Annotated in this window: 17 protein-coding genes; 1 reads left to right on the top strand and 16 read right to left on the bottom strand. The window is 42.3% G+C overall.

The features are described 5' to 3' along the window. Positions 1 to 7: 7 nt before the first annotated feature. The 15 genes from H9631_RS02710 to H9631_RS02640 all read right to left on the bottom strand — a co-directional run bounded on the left by H9631_RS02710 (position 8) and on the right by H9631_RS02640 (position 16,319). A complete protein-coding gene (locus H9631_RS02710) occupies positions 8 to 682 on the bottom strand; it encodes a thiamine diphosphokinase (protein ID WP_225220816.1) in 675 nt (224 codons plus the stop codon). Further along, positions 679 to 1,332, bottom strand: coding sequence for a ribulose-phosphate 3-epimerase (rpe, locus tag H9631_RS02705; RefSeq protein WP_191809709.1), 654 nt, complete (start codon positions 1,330 to 1,332; stop codon positions 679 to 681). Before rpe ends, H9631_RS02710 begins: the two co-directional genes overlap by 4 nt. A gap of 2 nt (positions 1,333 to 1,334) precedes the next feature. Then, positions 1,335 to 2,216: a ribosome small subunit-dependent GTPase A gene (gene rsgA / locus H9631_RS02700; RefSeq protein ID WP_191809708.1), complete on the bottom strand. Its 882-nt coding sequence runs from the start codon at positions 2,214 to 2,216 to the stop codon at positions 1,335 to 1,337. A 21-nt stretch (positions 2,217 to 2,237) separates the two neighbouring features. Beyond that, a complete protein-coding gene (gene pknB / locus H9631_RS02695) occupies positions 2,238 to 4,199 on the bottom strand; it encodes a Stk1 family PASTA domain-containing Ser/Thr kinase (RefSeq protein WP_191809707.1) in 1,962 nt (653 codons plus the stop codon). After that, positions 4,193 to 4,954 carry a Stp1/IreP family PP2C-type Ser/Thr phosphatase gene (locus tag H9631_RS02690; protein ID WP_160705265.1) on the bottom strand — a complete coding sequence of 254 codons (762 nt, stop codon included), beginning with the start codon at positions 4,952 to 4,954 and terminating at the stop codon, positions 4,193 to 4,195. The genes pknB and H9631_RS02690 overlap by 7 nt, the downstream gene beginning before the upstream one ends. Before the next feature lie 54 nt (positions 4,955 to 5,008). Continuing rightward, positions 5,009 to 6,346: a 16S rRNA (cytosine(967)-C(5))-methyltransferase RsmB gene (gene rsmB, locus H9631_RS02685; RefSeq protein ID WP_191809706.1), complete on the bottom strand. Its 1,338-nt coding sequence runs from the start codon at positions 6,344 to 6,346 to the stop codon at positions 5,009 to 5,011. Beyond that, positions 6,339 to 7,289: a methionyl-tRNA formyltransferase gene (fmt, locus tag H9631_RS02680; RefSeq protein ID WP_191809901.1), complete on the bottom strand. Its 951-nt coding sequence runs from the start codon at positions 7,287 to 7,289 to the stop codon at positions 6,339 to 6,341. The genes rsmB and fmt overlap by 8 nt, the downstream gene beginning before the upstream one ends. Then, entirely contained in the window at positions 7,277 to 7,780 is a 504-nt protein-coding gene (gene def / locus H9631_RS02675; protein WP_191809705.1) for a peptide deformylase, read from the bottom strand. The genes fmt and def overlap by 13 nt, the downstream gene beginning before the upstream one ends. Before the next feature lie 22 nt (positions 7,781 to 7,802). Further along, positions 7,803 to 10,205, bottom strand: a complete 2,403-nt coding sequence (gene priA / locus H9631_RS02670; RefSeq protein ID WP_191809704.1) for a primosomal protein N' — start codon at positions 10,203 to 10,205, stop codon at positions 7,803 to 7,805. Then, positions 10,202 to 11,407 carry a bifunctional phosphopantothenoylcysteine decarboxylase/phosphopantothenate--cysteine ligase CoaBC gene (gene coaBC / locus H9631_RS02665; protein WP_404801706.1) on the bottom strand — a complete coding sequence of 402 codons (1,206 nt, stop codon included), beginning with the start codon at positions 11,405 to 11,407 and terminating at the stop codon, positions 10,202 to 10,204. The genes priA and coaBC overlap by 4 nt, the downstream gene beginning before the upstream one ends. A gap of 122 nt (positions 11,408 to 11,529) precedes the next feature. Further along, on the bottom strand, positions 11,530 to 11,766 hold the full coding sequence (gene rpoZ, locus H9631_RS02660; RefSeq protein WP_191809702.1) for a DNA-directed RNA polymerase subunit omega: 237 nt from the start codon (positions 11,764 to 11,766) through the stop codon (positions 11,530 to 11,532). Between the two features lie 6 nt (positions 11,767 to 11,772). Then, positions 11,773 to 12,381: a guanylate kinase gene (gmk, locus tag H9631_RS02655; protein WP_191809701.1), complete on the bottom strand. Its 609-nt coding sequence runs from the start codon at positions 12,379 to 12,381 to the stop codon at positions 11,773 to 11,775. 9 nt (positions 12,382 to 12,390) lie between these two features. Then, a complete protein-coding gene (gene remA / locus H9631_RS02650) occupies positions 12,391 to 12,648 on the bottom strand; it encodes an extracellular matrix/biofilm regulator RemA (protein WP_120115216.1) in 258 nt (85 codons plus the stop codon). 41 nt (positions 12,649 to 12,689) lie between these two features. After that, the gene (locus tag H9631_RS02645) at positions 12,690 to 13,610 is read right to left on the bottom strand and encodes a YicC/YloC family endoribonuclease (protein ID WP_191809700.1); all 921 of its coding nucleotides are present in this window, start codon (positions 13,608 to 13,610) and stop codon (positions 12,690 to 12,692) included. A 36-nt stretch (positions 13,611 to 13,646) separates the two neighbouring features. Further along, positions 13,647 to 16,319: a calcium-translocating P-type ATPase, SERCA-type gene (locus H9631_RS02640; RefSeq protein WP_191809699.1), complete on the bottom strand. Its 2,673-nt coding sequence runs from the start codon at positions 16,317 to 16,319 to the stop codon at positions 13,647 to 13,649. A 213-nt stretch (positions 16,320 to 16,532) separates the two neighbouring features. Here H9631_RS02640 and H9631_RS02635 point away from each other — a divergent pair, with 213 nt between their 5' ends. Further along, positions 16,533 to 18,266: an Rqc2 family fibronectin-binding protein gene (locus tag H9631_RS02635; RefSeq protein WP_191809698.1), complete on the top strand. Its 1,734-nt coding sequence runs from the start codon at positions 16,533 to 16,535 to the stop codon at positions 18,264 to 18,266. A gap of 196 nt (positions 18,267 to 18,462) precedes the next feature. Here the strand turns inward: H9631_RS02635 and pyrE are convergent, their stop codons facing one another. Beyond that, entirely contained in the window at positions 18,463 to 19,086 is a 624-nt protein-coding gene (pyrE, locus tag H9631_RS02630) for an orotate phosphoribosyltransferase (RefSeq protein ID WP_191809697.1), read from the bottom strand. Between the last annotated feature and the right edge of the window lie 2 nt (positions 19,087 to 19,088).

The raw sequence follows: 19,088 nt of genomic DNA, 5'->3' as shown, positions 1-19,088 counted from the left end.
GCCAATATTAATCCTTACTTCTTATCATCATAAGTATGCCTTTTTCGAATGAAAAATGACCAGTTTCCTGAATAAGTTCATTGCTGATGCATAACGAGGAACCGACTGGAACATTATGTTGATTGAGGGGATATTTGAATCCTTCCAATGTAACTCCAGATACGTCTGAAAAAACCGGTATGAAAGAGACAAACTTCTTTTTATTTCGTTTTATTTCATATCTGCCCGGCAAATATATAGATAGATTGTTTTGAACATCAATCATTTCAAAGTGGATATCAGGGTGAGCCTGCTTAAATGTGGCTAACATCAACGCATTAGCCATGAAATGATCAAGCCGGCCTCCCGTTCCCCCGAAAACTTTTACAGTGGATGCGTTCATTTCCAATGCCCACAGAATGGCTAATTCCATATCCGTTTCATCTTTTTCTTGTTTAAACCTCCTAAGTGAGGCTACTTCACGCTCAATCTTTTCCCATTCTTCTTGACTAATTGAATCAAAGTCGCCAACAGCCAGATCTGGATAGATACCTGCGTGCATAATCGTATGGACTCCCTTATCAACGCCAATCCATACGATGTTTTCATTTTCGTTTTCCGATAAATCCGGAATTAATGATTCCGGTCCTCCGGCAACAATATGAATTGTTTTTTTAAATGGACCTGCACTACCTGTCATCATTGTTCCAGTTGCTTTCGAATGTCTTCTATCGCTTTTTTCCGATCAGTCTGATTAAAGATGAAAGAACCAGCGACAAATACATTTGCTCCTGCTTCCTGACACAAACGTGCCGTTTCAGAATTAATTCCTCCATCCACTTCGATTTCCAAATCCAGCCCTTTTTCATCCGCCATCTCTTTAATTTCTGTTATTTTTGGAAGAACTGATTCAATAAATGACTGTCCGCCAAAACCCGGATTGACCGTCATTAATAAAACCATGTTGATGTCCTCCAAAACATATTTGATAGATTCGGCCGGTGTGGCTGGATTCAATACAACCCCCGGCTTGACACCGTGTTTTTTTATCTCTTGAAGCGTGCGATGAAGATGTGGATCGGCTTCAACATGGATTGTTAAATAATCCGCTCCTGCCTTGGCGAAGTCTTCCACATACAGATGTGGATTATCAATCATCAAATGGACATCAAGCGGAAGATCTGTCACCGATTTAATAGCCGCTACAGTACCAGGACCCATTGTGATGTTTGGAACAAAATGTCCATCCATGACATCAATATGAATATAATCCGCTCCCGCTGCTTCTACTTCCTTTATGTCTTCCCCAAGCTTCAAAAAATCTGCTGCAAGAATCGATGGTGCTATCTTCATCGTTAATACCTCGGCTTTCTATTCTTTATTTCTTGATAAAAATCTTGATAATGATCATAGCGATATTGGCGAATTTCTCCTGATTCGACTGCCAGCTTCACCTTACAACCCGGTTCATTTATATGCAGACACCCCCGAAATTTACAGTTTTCCCCATATTCCTGTATTTCCGGAAATGTAAACGGCAAATCAGCGATCTCCATTTCCGGGAACTCCAATGAACTGAATCCCGGGGTATCAGCAACGAGGCCGCCCCCTATTTGAAGGAGCTCAACGTGGCGTGTCGTATGCTTTCCTCGCCCAAGGTGATCAGAAATGTCCGCTGTCTTTATTTCCAATGAAGGATGCAGCGAGTTGAGTAGAGAAGATTTTCCGACACCTGATTGTCCAGCCAACACGCTGATTTTCCCATTAATTAATGGGTCTAACTGTTTCAGCCCATCTCCGGTCACTGCCGACAACTGAAAAACCTCATAATCAATCGACCGGTACCCATCAATGTACCAGTCGATCTTATCCTTCTCCTCCTCAGATAGTAAATCCATTTTAGTTATGCAAATGACAGGAGTAATGTCATTCGCTTCAATGACTGCTAAAAAACGGTCCAGAAGCAGCGAACTAAAGTCCGGCCGAGCTGCTGAAAAAACCAATATCGCCTGATCGATGTTAGCAATCGGGGGACGGATGAGTTCATTTTTTCTCGGCTTAATTTCCATGATGTAGCCATCCGTTTCGTTTTCAGATTTAAAAACGACATAATCCCCGACAAGAGGGGTCACATTTTTTTTTCGAAAAACCCCTCTTCCACGACATTGAATAATGCTCTCACCATCAAGAACATAGTAAAATCCGCTCAATGCTTTAATGATCTTTCCTTCTGACATGGCATCCTTCCTTTCTCATGATCAGTCATCCGAATATGGAACTTCTTCATCTAATATAACCGTATTATCCCTCACAACTTTATAACCGGCTTTCTTGCCCTTTTCAATTGTAAATTCCAGTTGTTTTTTCACAGTTGAATGAATTGTGAATGTTTCCGCCGGTACCGTCATACTGTGATTCATGTCTTCAATGAAGATCCGGACCTCCTGAGGCTTCCCTTCTTCCTCTGGTTCATACGGTATGGTTACCTCTTTGTTCACTTTCCCAGGCGGGATTTCTTCCTGCCCTTTTGACATGGTCACTTTAACGGTAGAGCCTTTCATCACCTCAGTACCGGGAGCGGGATCCTGTCTTATGACAAGCCCCTCTGGTACATCATCTGAGTACTCCTCATCGGAAAAATCAATCTTCAACCCCGATGACTCCTCATAATTCTCGAGCCCCTTTTGATTGTTGCCTGATAAGTCTTTCACTGTAACCAATTCTTCACCGAGGCTCACTTTAAAAATGATCGTGGTTTCAGATGGAACCACTTTAGTGCCTGGAGCAGGATCTTGCCCGATAATTGTACCGGGAGCAGCAGAATCATATTCTTCTTCTTTATCAATATGGTCGAAGTCTTCTTTTTCAAGTTGTTCAACCGTTTCCTTATAGTCACGACCTACATAGTCAGAAAGTTCAAACGTTTCCTTGCCAGTACTTAAATAAATATTGATCAAGCTGCCTTTTTTCACTTCCCGGCCGGCTTTCGGGCTCGTCTTAATCACTTCGCCCTCTGCCACATTTTCATCTGAAATTTCAATGGTGTCACCAATTACAAATCCTTCTTGCACTAAGCTTAAAACAGCGTCTTCATACATTTCCCCACTCACGTCAGGTACCTTTACCACTTTGGCACTCATCAGTGAAGGCATGAGCACTATAAGTAATGTAGCAGCTATCGCCAGTATAGCTACGATCCCGACAATCCAAGGCCATTTTTTTCTCTTCTTTTTAAGTTCATCATTGCCTTCCTTGTCTGGTTTCGCTATGTCCTTGTTTTCTATTTGATGGATCATCGTGTCATCGTCTAGTGATTCAACATGCTCATCCGTTATCACTGGAATAGCCTTTGTTGCTTCATCGTCGACAGGAATGACGAATTTAGGCTCCTGCAGACGCTCAGGATCAAGAGCTGTTTCCAAATCTTTTTCCATTTCTTCAATACTGTTATAACGGAGAAATGGATCTTTCGCTGTTGCCTTCAGCACAATATTTTCCACACTTTGCGGAATATCGGGATTCCATCTCGTCGGCGGAGGAGTTTCTGATTGCAAATGCTTTAGAGCTATAGAGACAGCAGACTCACCCGAAAAAGGAAGCCTCCCTGTCAACAGTTCAAACATAACGATTCCCAGTGAATATATATCCGATTTTTTGGTCGCCATTCCACCCCGTGCCTGTTCAGGAGATAAATAATGAACAGAACCTAGCACTGCATTTGTATGAGTGATAGACGTGGCACTCAAAGCCATAGCAATACCAAAATCCGTTATTTTCACATTTCCGTCGTGGTCTATTAAAATGTTTTGAGGTTTGATGTCACGATGGATGATATGGTTATAATGGGCGTGTTCAAGAGCAGAAGTCAACTGCTTAACAATATCAATCACTTTTTCAATCGAGATCGGATAATAGTTTTGTATGTATTGCTTTAAGGTCATTCCATCAACATATTCCATAACGATGTAGTAAATATTATCTTCTTCTCCAACATCGAAAACGTTCACGATATTCGGGTGATTGAGACTTGTCGCTGACTGTGCCTCTCTCTGAAAACGGCGAATGAATTCTTCTTCGTCCGCAAAATCGAGCCTTAATATTTTCACCGCAACATCGCGGTCCAATATCATATCACGGGCAAGATAGACGTTGGCCATTCCGCCGCCGCCGACCATTTTGAGGATTTTATAGCGCCCGCTGATCCTTTTACCGCTTAACATTCGTTGCACCTGCTTTCATCGCAGGTTCCATATTCTATAATGGCCAGTGATATATTATCTTCTCCACCGTATTGATTGGCTAATTCAATTAAGCGGTCCGCTTTCTCTTCTTTGGTCAAAGATGCTTTTAATAATTCTTCCATTTCAGCTTTGCTCACTTTATCGGACAAGCCGTCCGAACAGAGCATTATTTTGTCCCCTTCTTCAAAAGTGATAGTTTTGATATCTATTTCTACTTCCTCTTGTGTCCCGGCTGCTTTTAAGACGATATTTTTTCTGGGATGATGCACAGCATCCTCTGGGGATATTTGACCAGTCTTGACGAGCTCGTTTACAAATGAATGGTCTTCCGTCAATTGTTCGTAACCCAGATCATTCATGACGTAACAACGGCTGTCTCCCACATTCGCCACAGTGGCAAACCTCTCAGTACAGATTGCAGCTACAATCGTTGTCCCCATACCTTCACACTGCAGATTTTCTTTCGCATGATCAAAGATTTTTTTATTGACATTAGTCAGGTGATCCTGAAGCCACTGTTCTGCTTCCGTGGGAGTAAGCGAAGTGTCAACTTCTTGCCAATGCCCCTTTAATTCAGTCACTGCAATTCCGCTCGCCACTTCACCAGCTTTGTGGCCACCCATTCCGTCAGCCACAATCGCTAGCATTTCTCCCTGCCCACTGATGAAGATCCCACCATCATCTTCATTGTGCGTCCGGACCTTTCCCTTGTCTGTTTTAAAAATCGCCAGCATTTCCAATCACCTCACCCTTCATTACAGTAGTCTGGTACTGTCATTATTTCCATCCTATGACTCTTTTTTTCTGAAAGAGGCTATAAAAAACCCGTCTCCGCCGAAATCCTGCGGGAAAATTTGCAATGAAAATTGATTATCCTTCAGAGTGAGTGCTTCCGGCATGTGGAGAACATTCGGTTCGAATTCAGGGTGTTGTTCCAGAAAACTGGCGGCTGTTTCTACATTCTCCTCTTTATCAACAGTACATGTACTGAAGACAAGCAATCCACCTTTTTTTACCAGTTTGGACGTTTCATGCAGAATATCCATCTGTACACTTTTTAGTGCATAAATATCTTCTTCGGTCTTTGAGTATTTGATGTCTGGTTTCCTTCTCAATACACCTAGCCCGGAACATGGAGCATCTACAAGGACTCGATCAAATGACTGAGCTTTAAAGACTTCTCCCACCCTACGACTGTCCATGCTCTTGGCATCCACATTTCTCAAATGGAGCCTGTCGACCTGATCCATTATCAGCTTCAGTTTATGGGGATGGAGGTCCAAGGCTGTCACTTGTCCTGTGTTATCAAGTATTTCTGCGATGTGAGTTGTCTTCCCTCCTGGAGCTGCGCATGCATCCAGTACTTTCAGATCAGTTTCAAGCTCCAAAGCATAAGCAACCAGCATGGAGCTTTCATCCTGGATCGTAAAAAGCCCTTCTCTATACGCTTTTGAACGAGCAAGGTTTCCTTCCACTGCCCGGATTGCAGTTGGTAGAAATGGACTCGGGATTGCTTTAATTCCTTCGGCCTCTAATCGTTTAATGACCTTGTCTCGGTTTGCGAGAGTCACATTCACTCTAGCTGTCTGTACAGGGGCTAAAAGATTTTCTTCACACATTTTTTTGGTCTGCTCAAAACCATACTGGCTGATCCAGCGTTTGATCAACCATTCCGGATGACTTGTTTCGATGGAAAGGCGAGCTGCTGGATCTTTTATTTCTTCAAGAGAGGGGACCCCCTCTCTTTGAATAGATCTCAATACTCCATTTACCAGTCCTGCTATCCCTTTATGTCCCCGTTTTTTGGCAATTTCAACCGATTCATGGATGACTGCCCGGTCAGGTATTCTGTCGAGAAACACCATCTGATAAATGGATATCCTTAATAAAAGACGGACCCAATGCTCCACTTTCTTTTTCAAGAAGGGAGCCAAATAATAATCAAGGGTCATTTTTCTTTGAATTGTACCATAGCTGATTTCAGTTAACAGAGCTGCATCCGGGCCTGAGAACTGATGCTTTTTTATTGTTTCATTAAGAAGCAAGTTGCTGTATGATTGGTTCTTTTCGACTGCTTCAATGATATCCAGCGCTGCTTCTCTCACATTTTTTTTATGTTTACTCATCATAACCGCCCAATTTCAGCCCTGGTTCGATGAACGAACCAGCTCCCGTTAAAAACTGGGACGCGGTCATTCTTTTCTTACCGGCAGGCTGAAGTTCAGTAATCTTTATAGCTGTATTGTCCCCTGTAGCTACAAAAAATCCGTCTTTTTCAACTCGTACAATCGTTCCCGCTTCCCCAGTTTGTCCGGCCTGCTTTTGCGCTCCCCAAATTTTTAACACATCGTTATTAAGTTTTGTATAGGCTACTGGCCAAGGACGCAAACCGCGAATTTGGTCATAGATTTCCTGACCTGTCTTAGTCCAGTCGATTTTCTCTTGTACGCGTGTAATGTTGGACGCAAAGGTGGCGAGTTCATCATTTTGTGGAGTTCTTTCCGCTTCACCCGCGATTAGCTTTGGTACTGTTTCAGAAAGAAGCTTTGCTCCTGCTGCACTCAATTTATCATGAAGAGAACCGACATCATCCGAATCTTCAATCGCAACTTCCACCTGGCTGATCATATCCCCCGCATCTAGTTTCTCAACCATATGCATGATGGTGACGCCAGTTTTATTTTTCCCTTGTAAAATCGCATAATGAATAGGCGCTCCTCCCCTAAGTTCAGGAAGGAGAGAGGCATGCACATTGATGCAGCCAAGCTGTGGATATTCCAAAATTTCACTTGGCAAGATTTGTCCATAGGCTGCCGTAATAATCAGATCGGGCTCAATCGCCAATATTTTTTCAAGTTCTTCAGCAGCACGTATTTTTTCCGGCTGAAAAACAGGTATACCAAGATTGACCGCTTCTATCTTTACAGGTGGGGGAGTCAGTACTTTTTTTCTTCCAACAGGGCGGTCTGGCTGTGTGACAACTGCCCTAACATCATATCCATCATCAACAAGTCTCTTCAAAATCGGCACGGAAAAATCAGGCGTGCCCATAAATATTACCTTTGTAATTGTTCCTCACTCCAATCCGTCAATTCCGATTCCTCAACATATTCAACCACTTTCGATGTAAAAAGAACCCCATGTAAATGGTCGACCTCATGCTGGATGGCTCGCGCTAAATAGCCTTCCGCCTCCAGATTATATTCCTTTCCGTGTCGATCAAATGCTTTGACTTTAACCATTTGTGCCCGAGGAACTTTACCGTAAATCCCTGGAAAGCTCAAGCATCCTTCAATGTCAATTTCAGTGCCTGTTTCATTGATAATTACTGGGTTGATTAATTCGATTAGCTCTGATTCTTCTCCTTCACCAATATCCACTATGGCAATTTGGCGGGGAACACCCACTTGTGGGGCTGCAAGGCCGACACCATCTTCAGCAATCATCGTGTCATACATATTGTCTAACAGACAATGAAGATCCTTATCAAAATTATTCACCCGTTCACAGATCGTTTCAAGAATTTCATTTGGGTGATGAACAATGGGAAGTATAGGCAAAGTTGTCCCTTCTTTCTATTCGTTACATCATGTTGTATGGATTTATATCTATCGTGATAGATAATCCGTCTCGAGAAGTCTGCGGATTATAATGCTCTAATATTTTTCTCAATGCTGAAAAAAGGTTTGGTTCACGCTTGTATTTTATCAGACATTGATATCGATATCTATTATTGATCTTTGGTATCGGTGACGCAACAGGTCCCAACAGAATCGCTTCTTTGGATATATTCGATTTCAGGAAGCTCGAAATTTTCTCGGTGACGGTCACCACCTGCAGCAAATCCTCATGTATGACGGTGACGAGCGCCAAGTAATAAAAAGGAGGATAAGAACCGATCTTTCTCATTGACATCTCTTCGTTGTAAAAACGCTGATAATCCTGCATGGCCGCCAATTGGATACTGTAATGCTCGGGAGTATACGTTTGAACGACTACTTCTCCCAGCAGCTCATGTCTTCCCGCCCTTCCGCTAACCTGGGTTAGAAGTTGAAAGGTTTTCTCTGCCGCTCGGAAATCCGGCAAATGGAGCGTTGTATCTGCACTGAGCACTCCTACAAGAGTGATATTGGGAAAGTCCAAGCCTTTGGCGATCATTTGGGTACCTAGTAATATGTCAGCTTTACCAGATTGAAAGTGTTCGAGAATCCGCTCATGCGCCCCTTTTCTAGTTGTTGTATCCACGTCCATCCTGACGATTCTAGCTTCAGGCAGCAGCTTCACAAGTTCTTCTTCGACCTTTTGCGTACCCATTCCGAAATATCGGATATGATTGCTGCTGCACTCGGGGCATTCTGTTGGAACGCCTGTCTGGAAACCGCAATAGTGACACTTCATTTCATTTGATGAACGGTGATAGGTCATGGAAATATCACAATGAGGACATTGCATGACATACCCGCAATCTCTGCACATGATGAAAGTGGAGTGACCCCGCCGATTCAAGAAAAGGACGGTCTGCTCCTTTTTCTGAAGGCGGTCTTTAATCCTTTCAAACAGCTCTGTTGAGAACATTGACCGATTCCCGCTACGTAGTTCTTCTCTCATATCTACAACTGATACAGGCGGCATAGCCCTGTCGTTCATCCTTTTTGAAAGAGTGAGCAGATGATAGACTCCTTTTTGAGCTCTGGCAAATGACTCCAGCGAAGGTGTAGCGCTGCCTAGAATGACTGGACACTGATGATATTCTCCTCTTTTGATGGCAACGTCCCGTGCATGATATCTTGGAATCTCTTCCTGCTTATAGCTGGATTCATGTTCTTCATCAATGATGATAATTCCCAAGTGTTCAAAAGGCGCAAATATCGCAGACCTTGCACCGACAACCACTTTTACTTCCTTCTTTTGAATCTTTCTCCATTCATCATATTGTTCTCCTATTGAAAGTCTGCTGTGTAGGACAGCAACATCGCTTCCAAACCTTCCCTTAAACCGTTCAACCATCTGGGGAGTCAATGCGATTTCAGGAACAAGGACAATCGCTTCTTTTCCCTGTTTAATCACTTCTTGGATCGCTTGGAGATAAACTTCTGTTTTCCCGCTTCCCGTTACACCATATAAAAGAAAAGTCTCATGAGACTGCTGCTCAATAGATTGCAAAATTGGCTTCATCGCTGTTTGCTGTTCATTTGTGAGGGGAAGAGGGCTCGTCTTTTTAAAGTCCTTATGCTCGTAGGGATCGCGATATTCCTCCACCATATGCTCCGAAAGAATACCCTTTTTGACCAAAGCCTTTATGGCAGATGCCGGTACCTCAGCTTTCTTAGCTAAATCGGCCGCTTCACTCATACCGTTATTGGATTGCAGCAAGTGAAATACAAGTTTTTTTTGATTGACTGCATTAGATGGAAGAGCATGAAGCAGCTCCTCCAGTTTATCTTTTTCAACTGTTAGCTCAACGACCCTTTTCAACTTTTTCCTTGCCCTGTTTTTCACAAAATAAATCACTTCAGCATTGCCACTTTGAATTTCTTTATACAGCGCTGGCAGAAGGTTGCGTTTTTCAGCTTCCTTCCATGAAATTTCCTGCTTTCCCTCAAGTAATTCATCAAGAAACAGGGATGCGTCGTCTTTTTTCCTGATGATTTTTTCATATTTGGCTTTCATAGCAACAGGGAGCATTGCGTGAAAGACAGACACTTTGTAAGATATTGTTTCCCTAGTCATCCAGTTCCCCAGTTGAAGCAGTTCTTCATTCAAAACAGGAGCCAGATCCAGCGGCTGGATAATGTTCTTTATTTTTTCTACATCCGTATGCTCATTCAACCGAACGACAAAGCCCTGTATGGACCTCGGACCGAACGGAACAGCAACGCGCATTCCCGGTTGGATCATGCCTTCCCACTTTTTCGGAATACTGTAATCAAACACTCTGTCAGTTCCCAGAGAAGGAACATCAACAATGACTTGTGCGATTGTCATAAACGGTGATCATCCCCCATTTTTTCCGAAATCTCCAAAAGAATCCTTTTCGCTGTTTCCTGCTTACTTAATAACGGAAGTGGAATGCTCGAAAGATCCTTATGAAAAATCGTGACGATATTCGTGTCCCCTGCAAACCCTGCTCCTGCCGTTGTTACATTGTTTGCTACGATCATATCCGCATTTTTTCTGATCAGCTTGTCCTTGGCATACTCTTCCATATTGTCAGTTTCCGCTGCAAACCCAACAAGAAATTGATGCTTTTTCTTTTTTCCAAGCTCTAATAAAATGTCCTTGGTCCTTTCCATTTCAATGGCTACATTCCCCGGCTGCTTTTTCATCTTTGAATCAAATACTTGCTTGGGTCTGTAATCTGCAACTGCGGCACTCTTGATAACAACATCAGATTGATCCAAGTTAGCCATTACTTCATCATACATTTCCGCTGCACTTTCAATGTGAATCACTTTGACTCCCTTAGGGTCAGGTAGTGCATTTGTCCCTGAAATCAATAAAACATTTGCCCCTAACAAAGCAGTCTGTTCAGCCAGAGCATACCCCATTTTGCCGCTGGATCTATTCGTAAAGTATCGAACAGGATCGATTTTCTCTTTTGTCGGTCCTGCTGTAATTAAAAACGTCTTGCCTTTAAATAACAATTCCGTTTCAAAATGACCTTTTACTTTTTCCAATATCTTTTCCGGCTCTTCCAGTCTTCCTTTTCCGACATAACCGCACGCTAAATACCCTTCTCCTGGCTCAATAAAGTTACAACCCATTTGCAACAGCATGTCAATATTCCTTTTGACAGCCGGATGGCTATACATATGGACATTCATGGCGGGAGCAATCCAAACGGGTGCAGTCGATGCCAGCAATGTTGTAGTGATCATGTCATTAGCTATCCCATTTGCCAGTTTGCCAATGGTATTAGCTGTTGCTGGTGCCACCAAAATCAGATCAGCCCAATCAGCAAGATCTATATGGGCAATCACCTCAGGATTATTTTCGATAAAAGTATCTATGTAAACTTCATTTCTTGATAAGGCTTGAAATGTCAGAGGAGTGACAAACTTTCTTGCAGAATCACTCATCATCACTTTCACATCAAAACCAGATTGTACAAGCTTACTTGTTAAATCAGCTGCTTTATAGACTGCGATGCCTCCTGTGATACATAATAAAATATTTTTTTTCGCCACAGTTAAAATCCCCTTTTTCATACTAGTTCGTTCAACTCTTTTAATTTCTATTATGAATGATTTCCGTTCTTTATAAAAGAAAAAACAACCTATCTTGTCGACAGGTTGAATTTGTTGAATGATTATGTCAAATCTTCTTTGATTTCATCTTCAGGATCATCGCTTCCCAATGCTTTCATTACTAAGACACCACTATGGATCTCCTCAAGCGATTTTCCGACAAACTTATGTGATTTGTACTTTTCAAGCTGTGGGTTGTTCTCTTCCTGCAACTTGCGCGCCCTTTTAGCAGCAACTGTCACAAGTGAGTATTTTGAATCAATAACATTCATTAATTTATCAATAGAAGGGTATAACATTCTATTTCACCTCTGGATCCTGATATATTTATCTATGACACGTTCAGTGCGGCAATGCTCAGCTTGAACGATCGCATTGATTTTGTCAACTGCACGCTCAACATCATCATTTACAACAATATAATCATACATACTTGTCAATTCAATTTCTTTCCTTGCAGCTTCCATACGATTATTAATCAATTCCTCTGACTCGGTTCCCCTGCCGACAATTCTGTTTTTCAGTTCAGCAAGGCTTGGAGGCATCAGAAAAATGAAGAGACCATCAGGGAACTTTTCCCGAACCTGTTTGGCACCTTGAACCTCAATCTCCAGGAAAACATCCTTCCCTGCTTCCAATGTTTCCTTTACATAATCAACAGGAGTTCCGTAATAATTCCCTACGTATTCAGCATATTCAAGGAGCTTTCCTTCTTCAATCAACTGTTCAAACTTTTCTTTTGACTGAAAAAAATAGTCGACTCCGTCTATTTCTCCTTCACGAGGCTTTCTCGTCGTCATGGAAATAGAATATTCAAATTTAGCATCCGGCCGAGAGAAGACCGCCTTTCTGACAGTGCCTTTCCCAACTCCTGATGGTCCGGACAGGACTATCAATATCCCTTTATCACTCATCTAAAAATCCTACCCTTCTTCCTGGCCATTCGATATTAAACGTTGAGCAACCGTTTCAGGCTGCACCGCTGAAAGAATGACGTGTTCACTGTCCATGATAATAACTGCACGCGTCCTTCTTCCATAAGTAGCGTCTATCAACACTGCACGCTCTCTGGCATCCTGAATCATCCTTTTGATTGGGGCTGACTCAGGGCTCACAATGGATATAATACGGTTTGCAGAAACAATATTTCCAAATCCTATATTTAAGAGCTGTATCGACATGCTGCTCCTCCAGTCAACTTAGGCTGCTAAGCCTTATTCATTCACTCAATATTCTGTACCTGTTCACGCAATTTTTCAATCAATACTTTCATTTCCACTGACATGATAGCAATATTTGAATCACTCGCTTTAGAGCCAATCGTATTCGCTTCCCGATTCATTTCTTGTATAATGAAATCCAGTTTTCTTCCAATCGGTTCACTCGTTAGAAGCGCTTCCCTGAATTGAGATATATGGCTTATAAGCCTTGCCATCTCTTCACTTATATCGGCTTTTTCAGCAAAGATCGCAGCTTCGGAAACAATCCTTGTTTCATCTATCTTGCCCCTTATCATTTCAGATAATTTGGTTCGAAGTTTTTCAGTATATGTTGTTTGAATCAATGGGGAGAGTTCCTTTGTCCTCTGAACAAGTTCTTCCAAGGAGTTTATGTATGTATCCAGTTCAATAGATAAAGAGTCGCCTTCTGTTTCCCGCATTTTCGATACTTGACAGGCTGCACCATCAGCAGCACTCAACAATAAAGAAAAAACATCATCGTCAATATCGCCTGCTTCACTAACCACGATAGCTTCTTCCAACCGTAGCAAGTCTGACAACACTGCTTCTCCGGCTAATTGATATCTCTTCTTTGCTTCCTTTATAAAATGATAATAACTGTCTATCAAATCCCAGTCAATATACAATTCTTTGCTTGGTGAGATGTGGCCTGACAATTTGACACTCACTTCAACCCGCCCTCTGTTAAACTGCTTGCTGAGCCGGTTCCGAAGCGGGATTTCAGCTTGGGAAAGCTGTGGAGGCATTTTTATGTGGAATTCGCGGAAGCGATGGTTAACAGTTTTGATTTCAACCTGAACCATACATTTTTCTGTCTGTTTAACGCACCGTCCAAAACCGGTCATGCTCATTACCATATGAGTCACCCCGTTTACATCACTATTGAATGAAGAAAAAGGCAATAGATTCCTCTATCACCTTGTTGATTATAACATACACTATCTTCTTTTTCTTGAAAAAAAAGTTCCAGCCAGCAAAAATGTAGGAACTGCGCTCAATCCAAGGATCAACAGCCAGTCTCTCAGCTCAATTGCTACTGTATGGAATATCGGTTGAAACGTTGGAACATAAATCACCACAAGCATCAATAATGCAGAAGAAACGACCGCCCACACTAGATATTTGTTTCCAAAGGGATTCCGGGACAAAATCGATATTTCACTTCGGCAGTCAAATACATGTATGAGTTGTGCCATGACAAGTGTGGCAAATGCGATTGTCTGTGCATATGGCAAATCACTTGGATTGCGATGATACACAATGACAAAAGCAGCCAAAGTAACAACTCCGATCAAAAATCCACGCGAAAGAATTTTCCAACCAAGTCTGCGGGCAAAAACGCCTTCTTTTGGATGCCGCGGATTCCTTTGCATAACATTTTCCTCAGGCTGATCCAATCCCAAAGCCATGGCTGGCAATCCATCAGTGACTAGATTGACCCATAGAATTTGAATCGGTACGAGCGGTAAAGGCATTGACATTAACATGGCAAACAGCATGACAAGTATTTCTCCCACATTCGATGCCAGCAAGTACCGGATAAACTTCCGGATATTTTCGTAAATATTTCTTCCCTCTTTGATGGCAGCTTTAATCGTAGCAAAATTATCGTCCAACAGTATAAGGGAAGATGCTTCCTTTGCCACGTCCGTTCCAGTAATCCCCATCGCAATTCCAATATCCGCCGTTTTGATGGCAGGCGCATCGTTGACCCCATCCCCTGTCATCGCAACAATATGTCCTTTGTTTTGTAAGGCATTGACTATTTTTAATTTATGCTCTGGAGACACTCTTGCGAAAACGCGTATATTATCCACTACAGCTTCAAGCTCTTTAGCAGAAAGTTCGTTTAGCCTGCGCCCATCCATGACTGCCAAATCTCCATCTTTTTCTGCCAGAATGCCCAGTTGTTTAGCAATGGCACATGCGGTGTCCACATGATCACCAGTAATCATCACCGTCTTGATACCTGCTTGTTTACATTCGGCGACAGCGGATTTCACTTCCGGACGAGGAGGATCGATCATCCCCTGCAGACCGATCAATGTTAAATTTTGCTCAATGTCTTCGGACCTTTCAGGAATCGCGCCTTTCAAAGGCTTATAAGCGATAGCAATGGTTCTAAGTGCCATAGAGGCTAATTGCTTCACAGCTCCATTAACTTCGTTTAGAAGATGGTTGCTTAAAGCTTTTTGTTTCCCTTCCCATAAAATGGAATCACTTTTGAGCGACAGCACATCTGGTGCTCCTTTAGTGATGACAAACCGTTCTCCTGAAGGTCCTTTCACTATAACACTCATCATTTTTCGGGCAGAATCAAAAGGATATTCTTTCTCAACGGAAAACTGTTCCTCCAACAGGGCTTTTTTATCAATTCCGGCCTTTATCCCTGCGAGTAATAAGGCTCCTTCCGTTGGATCTCCATCTACAACCATTTCTTGACCCGTCATTTTAATTTCAGCATTATTGCAAAGGGTTCCGAAAGTGAGAAGCTGGTAAAGTGTTTTCTCCCTATCAACCTCAATGTTCTTTCCCTCAGTAGAGAATTCCCCTGTATCAGTCACGTTCCAAGTTTGACCTCCTCCCCATAAATGGGTGACGGTCATTTTATTTTGTGTCATCGTTCCTGTCTTGTCCGAACAAATGACAGAAGCACAGCCAAGTGTTTCAACAGCCGGAAGCTTTCGGACGATGGCATTTTTACGGATCATCCTCTGGACGCCAAGAGATAAAGCAACTGTAACAATCGCTGGTAAACCTTCCGGAATAGCCGCAACTGCCAGAGATACCCCCGCCAAAAACATTGTATAAACGTCATGACCATGAAAAATTCCTGCCAATACGACTGCCACTGTTAGGAGCAGCGCAACCGTGATAAGAACTTTTCCAAGCTGATCAAGCCTTCTTTGCAGCGGAGTCATAAGCGTTTCGGCGGTTTGGATCATTCCGGCAATTTTCCCCATAGCTGTTTTCATTCCAGTTGTGGTTACGACGCCCAGCCCGTTTCCGCGGGTGACCAGGGTCCCCATGAATGCCATATTATTTAAATCTCCAAGAGATGGATTTTCATCTAAAATAGGATTTGAATGTTTTTGTGAAGGTATCGACTCACCTGTCAGAGCCGACTCTTCTATTTCCAGGTCGTTAGACACAACAATCCGCATATCGGCACCGACACGGTCACCACTTGAAAGCTTAAGAATATCACCCGGTACCACATCCTTTGAATCCATTTTTATCCAGCGCCCATCCCTGAGAACGTTGACCTTTGGTGCTGACAAATCCTTTAATGCCTGTAAAGATTTTTCCGCTTTTCTTTCCTGAATAAAACCTAGCAATCCATTAATTAAAACAATCACCATGATGGCGACTGCATCGATATATTCTCCTAGAAGTCCGGATATTAATGTAGCCGCCAATAACACAAGTACCATAAAGTCCTTGAATTGGCTGAAGAAAAGAAGGATGGCAGATTGTTTTTCCCCTTCTGACAGTTCATTCCGGCCTACCTTTTTTCTTCTCTCATCAGCCAGTTTAGTTGACAAACCTGTCTTTATATTTGTTTGGAGCGATTCTGCCGCATCATTTTCATCCATTTGATGGTATATCATTGCACACCCGCCTTCCCTCTAAAAACAAACAATAGTTGTCCTTATCATTGCAAGCTTATTCAGGATGAAGAACATTCATGATATAATTTTTAAAAGAAAAGCTCAAGGCGCTTAATTAGCGAATTATGGACTAGATGAATCCTTGTTGATCATGAGGAAGAAGTTCACAGCTTACAAATAGCGTACTATTATTTTAAGTAGAGGATGTTTTTAATGGCTTTTGATGGACTCTTTACCAGAGCTATGACAAAAGAACTTTCTGATAAATTGATGGGAGGCAGAATCAATAAAATTCAGCAGCCCTATAAAAATGAAATGATGATTACTATTCGGGCGAAAGGAAGAAACCATAAACTGCTTTTTTCCGCACATCCCAGCTACTCAAGGGTTCAGTTGACCCAGGAATCACCTTCCAGTCTAGCTGAACCACCAATGTTCTGCATGATGATGAGAAAACACCTGGACCGCGCGATTGTTCAAAACATCTATCAAGCTGATCTTGATAGGATCATCATATTCGAATTAAAGGGAAAAGATGAGCTTGGGGATGAATCAATCAAGCTTTTAATCACAGAGATTATGGGCAGGCACAGTAACATTATTCTTGTAGATAAAGAAAATGATAAAATCATCGACAGCATCAAACATATCCCTGCTTCTGTTAACAGTTATCGGACTGTATTACCTGGTGGCACCTATATTTATCCGCCTGCACAAAATAAATTTAACCCTTTAGAAGCAGATACAGATGATATTTTACGGAGAATCGATTTTAACAGCGGAAAATTGGATCGACAGATTGTTCAGCATTTTGCAGGAATTTCTCCTCTTCTTGCCAAAGAAATAACTTTCCGTTCCGGCATTACAAATCGAAGCACGCTACCACCTGCTTTCATTGAAATCATGGAACAACTTAAGTCACATCAATATAGTTGCTCTATTATGACTAACGGAGAGAAAAGTGCTTTTTACTTGCTTCCGATTACGCACATGAAAGCAGAAGTCAAATCCTTTTCTACATTAAGTGACATGCTTGATAGCTATTATTTCGGCAAGGCTCAAAGGGATCGTGTTAAACAGCAGGCAATGGACCTGGAGAGATTGATGAAGAATGAAAAGGAAAAAAACGAAAAGAAAACCATCAAACTTGAAGAAACGCTGGAAAAAGCTGAACACGCGGATGAGTACCAGCTATTGGGTGAGCTTTTAACTGCAAATATGCATTTGATCAAAAGAGGAATGAAAAATATATCGGTCGTAAATTATTATAGTCTGAAAGAGGAAATGATCAACATTCCACTCGACCCACGAAAAGGGCCAGCAGAAAACGCGCAAAACTATTTTTCGAAATACCAAAAGGCCAAAAAAGCCGTTGGCGTAGTCAAACAACAAATAGAGCAGGCCAAGGAGGAAATCATTTATTTTGATGGACTCTTGCAGCAATTATCCTCTGCATCGGTTGAAGATATTGATGAAATTCGGGATGAGCTCGTTGAAGGAGGCTACATTAGACGCCGGCAAAAGAAAGCAAGGAAAAAGCAGACAGGCAAGCCTGTTATTGATAAATATGAAGCAAGGGACAAAACTGAAATCCTCGTGGGGAAAAATAATACCCAGAATGATTTTTTGACAAACAAATTGGCACGAAGGGACGAAATCTGGCTCCATACAAAAGATATACCGGGATCACATGTCGTGATCCGCAGCACCGAGCCGGATGATGCCACAATTCACGAAGCAGCCATGCTCGCCGCGTATTTTAGCAAAGCAAGAGATTCTTCTTCTGTGCCCGTCGATTACACGAAAATCCGCCATGTTAGAAAACCGAATGGCTCAAAACCGGGATTTGTTATTTATGAAGAACAAAAAACGGTGTTTGTCACACCAAATGAAGATTTGGTCAGGTCTATGAAGGTTGGTCAGAAAAAGCAAAGCGGGAAGCTATGATGATAAACACAAGACGGGTTGTCGGGGGAGGCGCTTTTCCTTGCCGCTATCACAATAACTCGATCGAACCAAGGGGGCTGTCCTTCGGAGCTGACTCAGCATAATCTGCTAAACGAGTTATACACAGGCATAGAATTTTATAATGTCCTATACCATCAAAAAAAGGCTGCCTTGTAAGACAGCCTTTTTTCATGGACTATTTTCCCCAGTCTTCGGGATTTTCACGCCAACTGCGCAAAGTTGCTAGATCTTCTTCTTTAATCAGGTTATTTTCGAAGGCCGTTTCAATCAAGTCCGAATAGCCCGTTAGTGAAAAGGCTTTGACGCCTTCTTCATCGAAAGCTGTCTTCGCTTTGTCCAGCTCATAAGAAAAGATGCTGACAACTCCCAAAACATCACAGCCCGCCTCTTTAAGTGCCTTGACAGCAACGATTGAGCTTCCCCCAGTTGAAATCAGGTCTTCCACCACAACAACTTTCTGCCCTTGTGAAGCTTTCCCTTCTATCTGATTGCCTTTTCCATGAGATTTGGCTTTAGATCTTACATAGCACATTGGCAGCTCAAGAATATCACTGATCCATGCTGCATGCGGTATGCCTGCAGTAGCGGTTCCTGCAATCAGTTCTGTTTCAGGAAATTTGGTTTTAATTAACTCCGCAAGCCCTTCAGCAATTTTCCTTCTGACATCTGGATAAGACATCGTTAGTCGATTATCGCAATAAATAGGCGCCTTCATTCCGGACGACCAAGTGAACGGATCGTTCGGCTGTAAAAAGACAGCTCTTATATCAAGTAAATGTTTAGCGATTGATTGGCTCATCA

The sequence above is a fragment of the Bacillus norwichensis genome (genome assembly GCF_014836955.1).
GTDB lineage: Bacteria > Bacillota > Bacilli > Bacillales > Bacillaceae_C > Siminovitchia > Siminovitchia norwichensis.
Note: the sequence above shows the minus strand (reverse complement) of the source record. Positions and strands in the feature narration are given on the sequence as shown.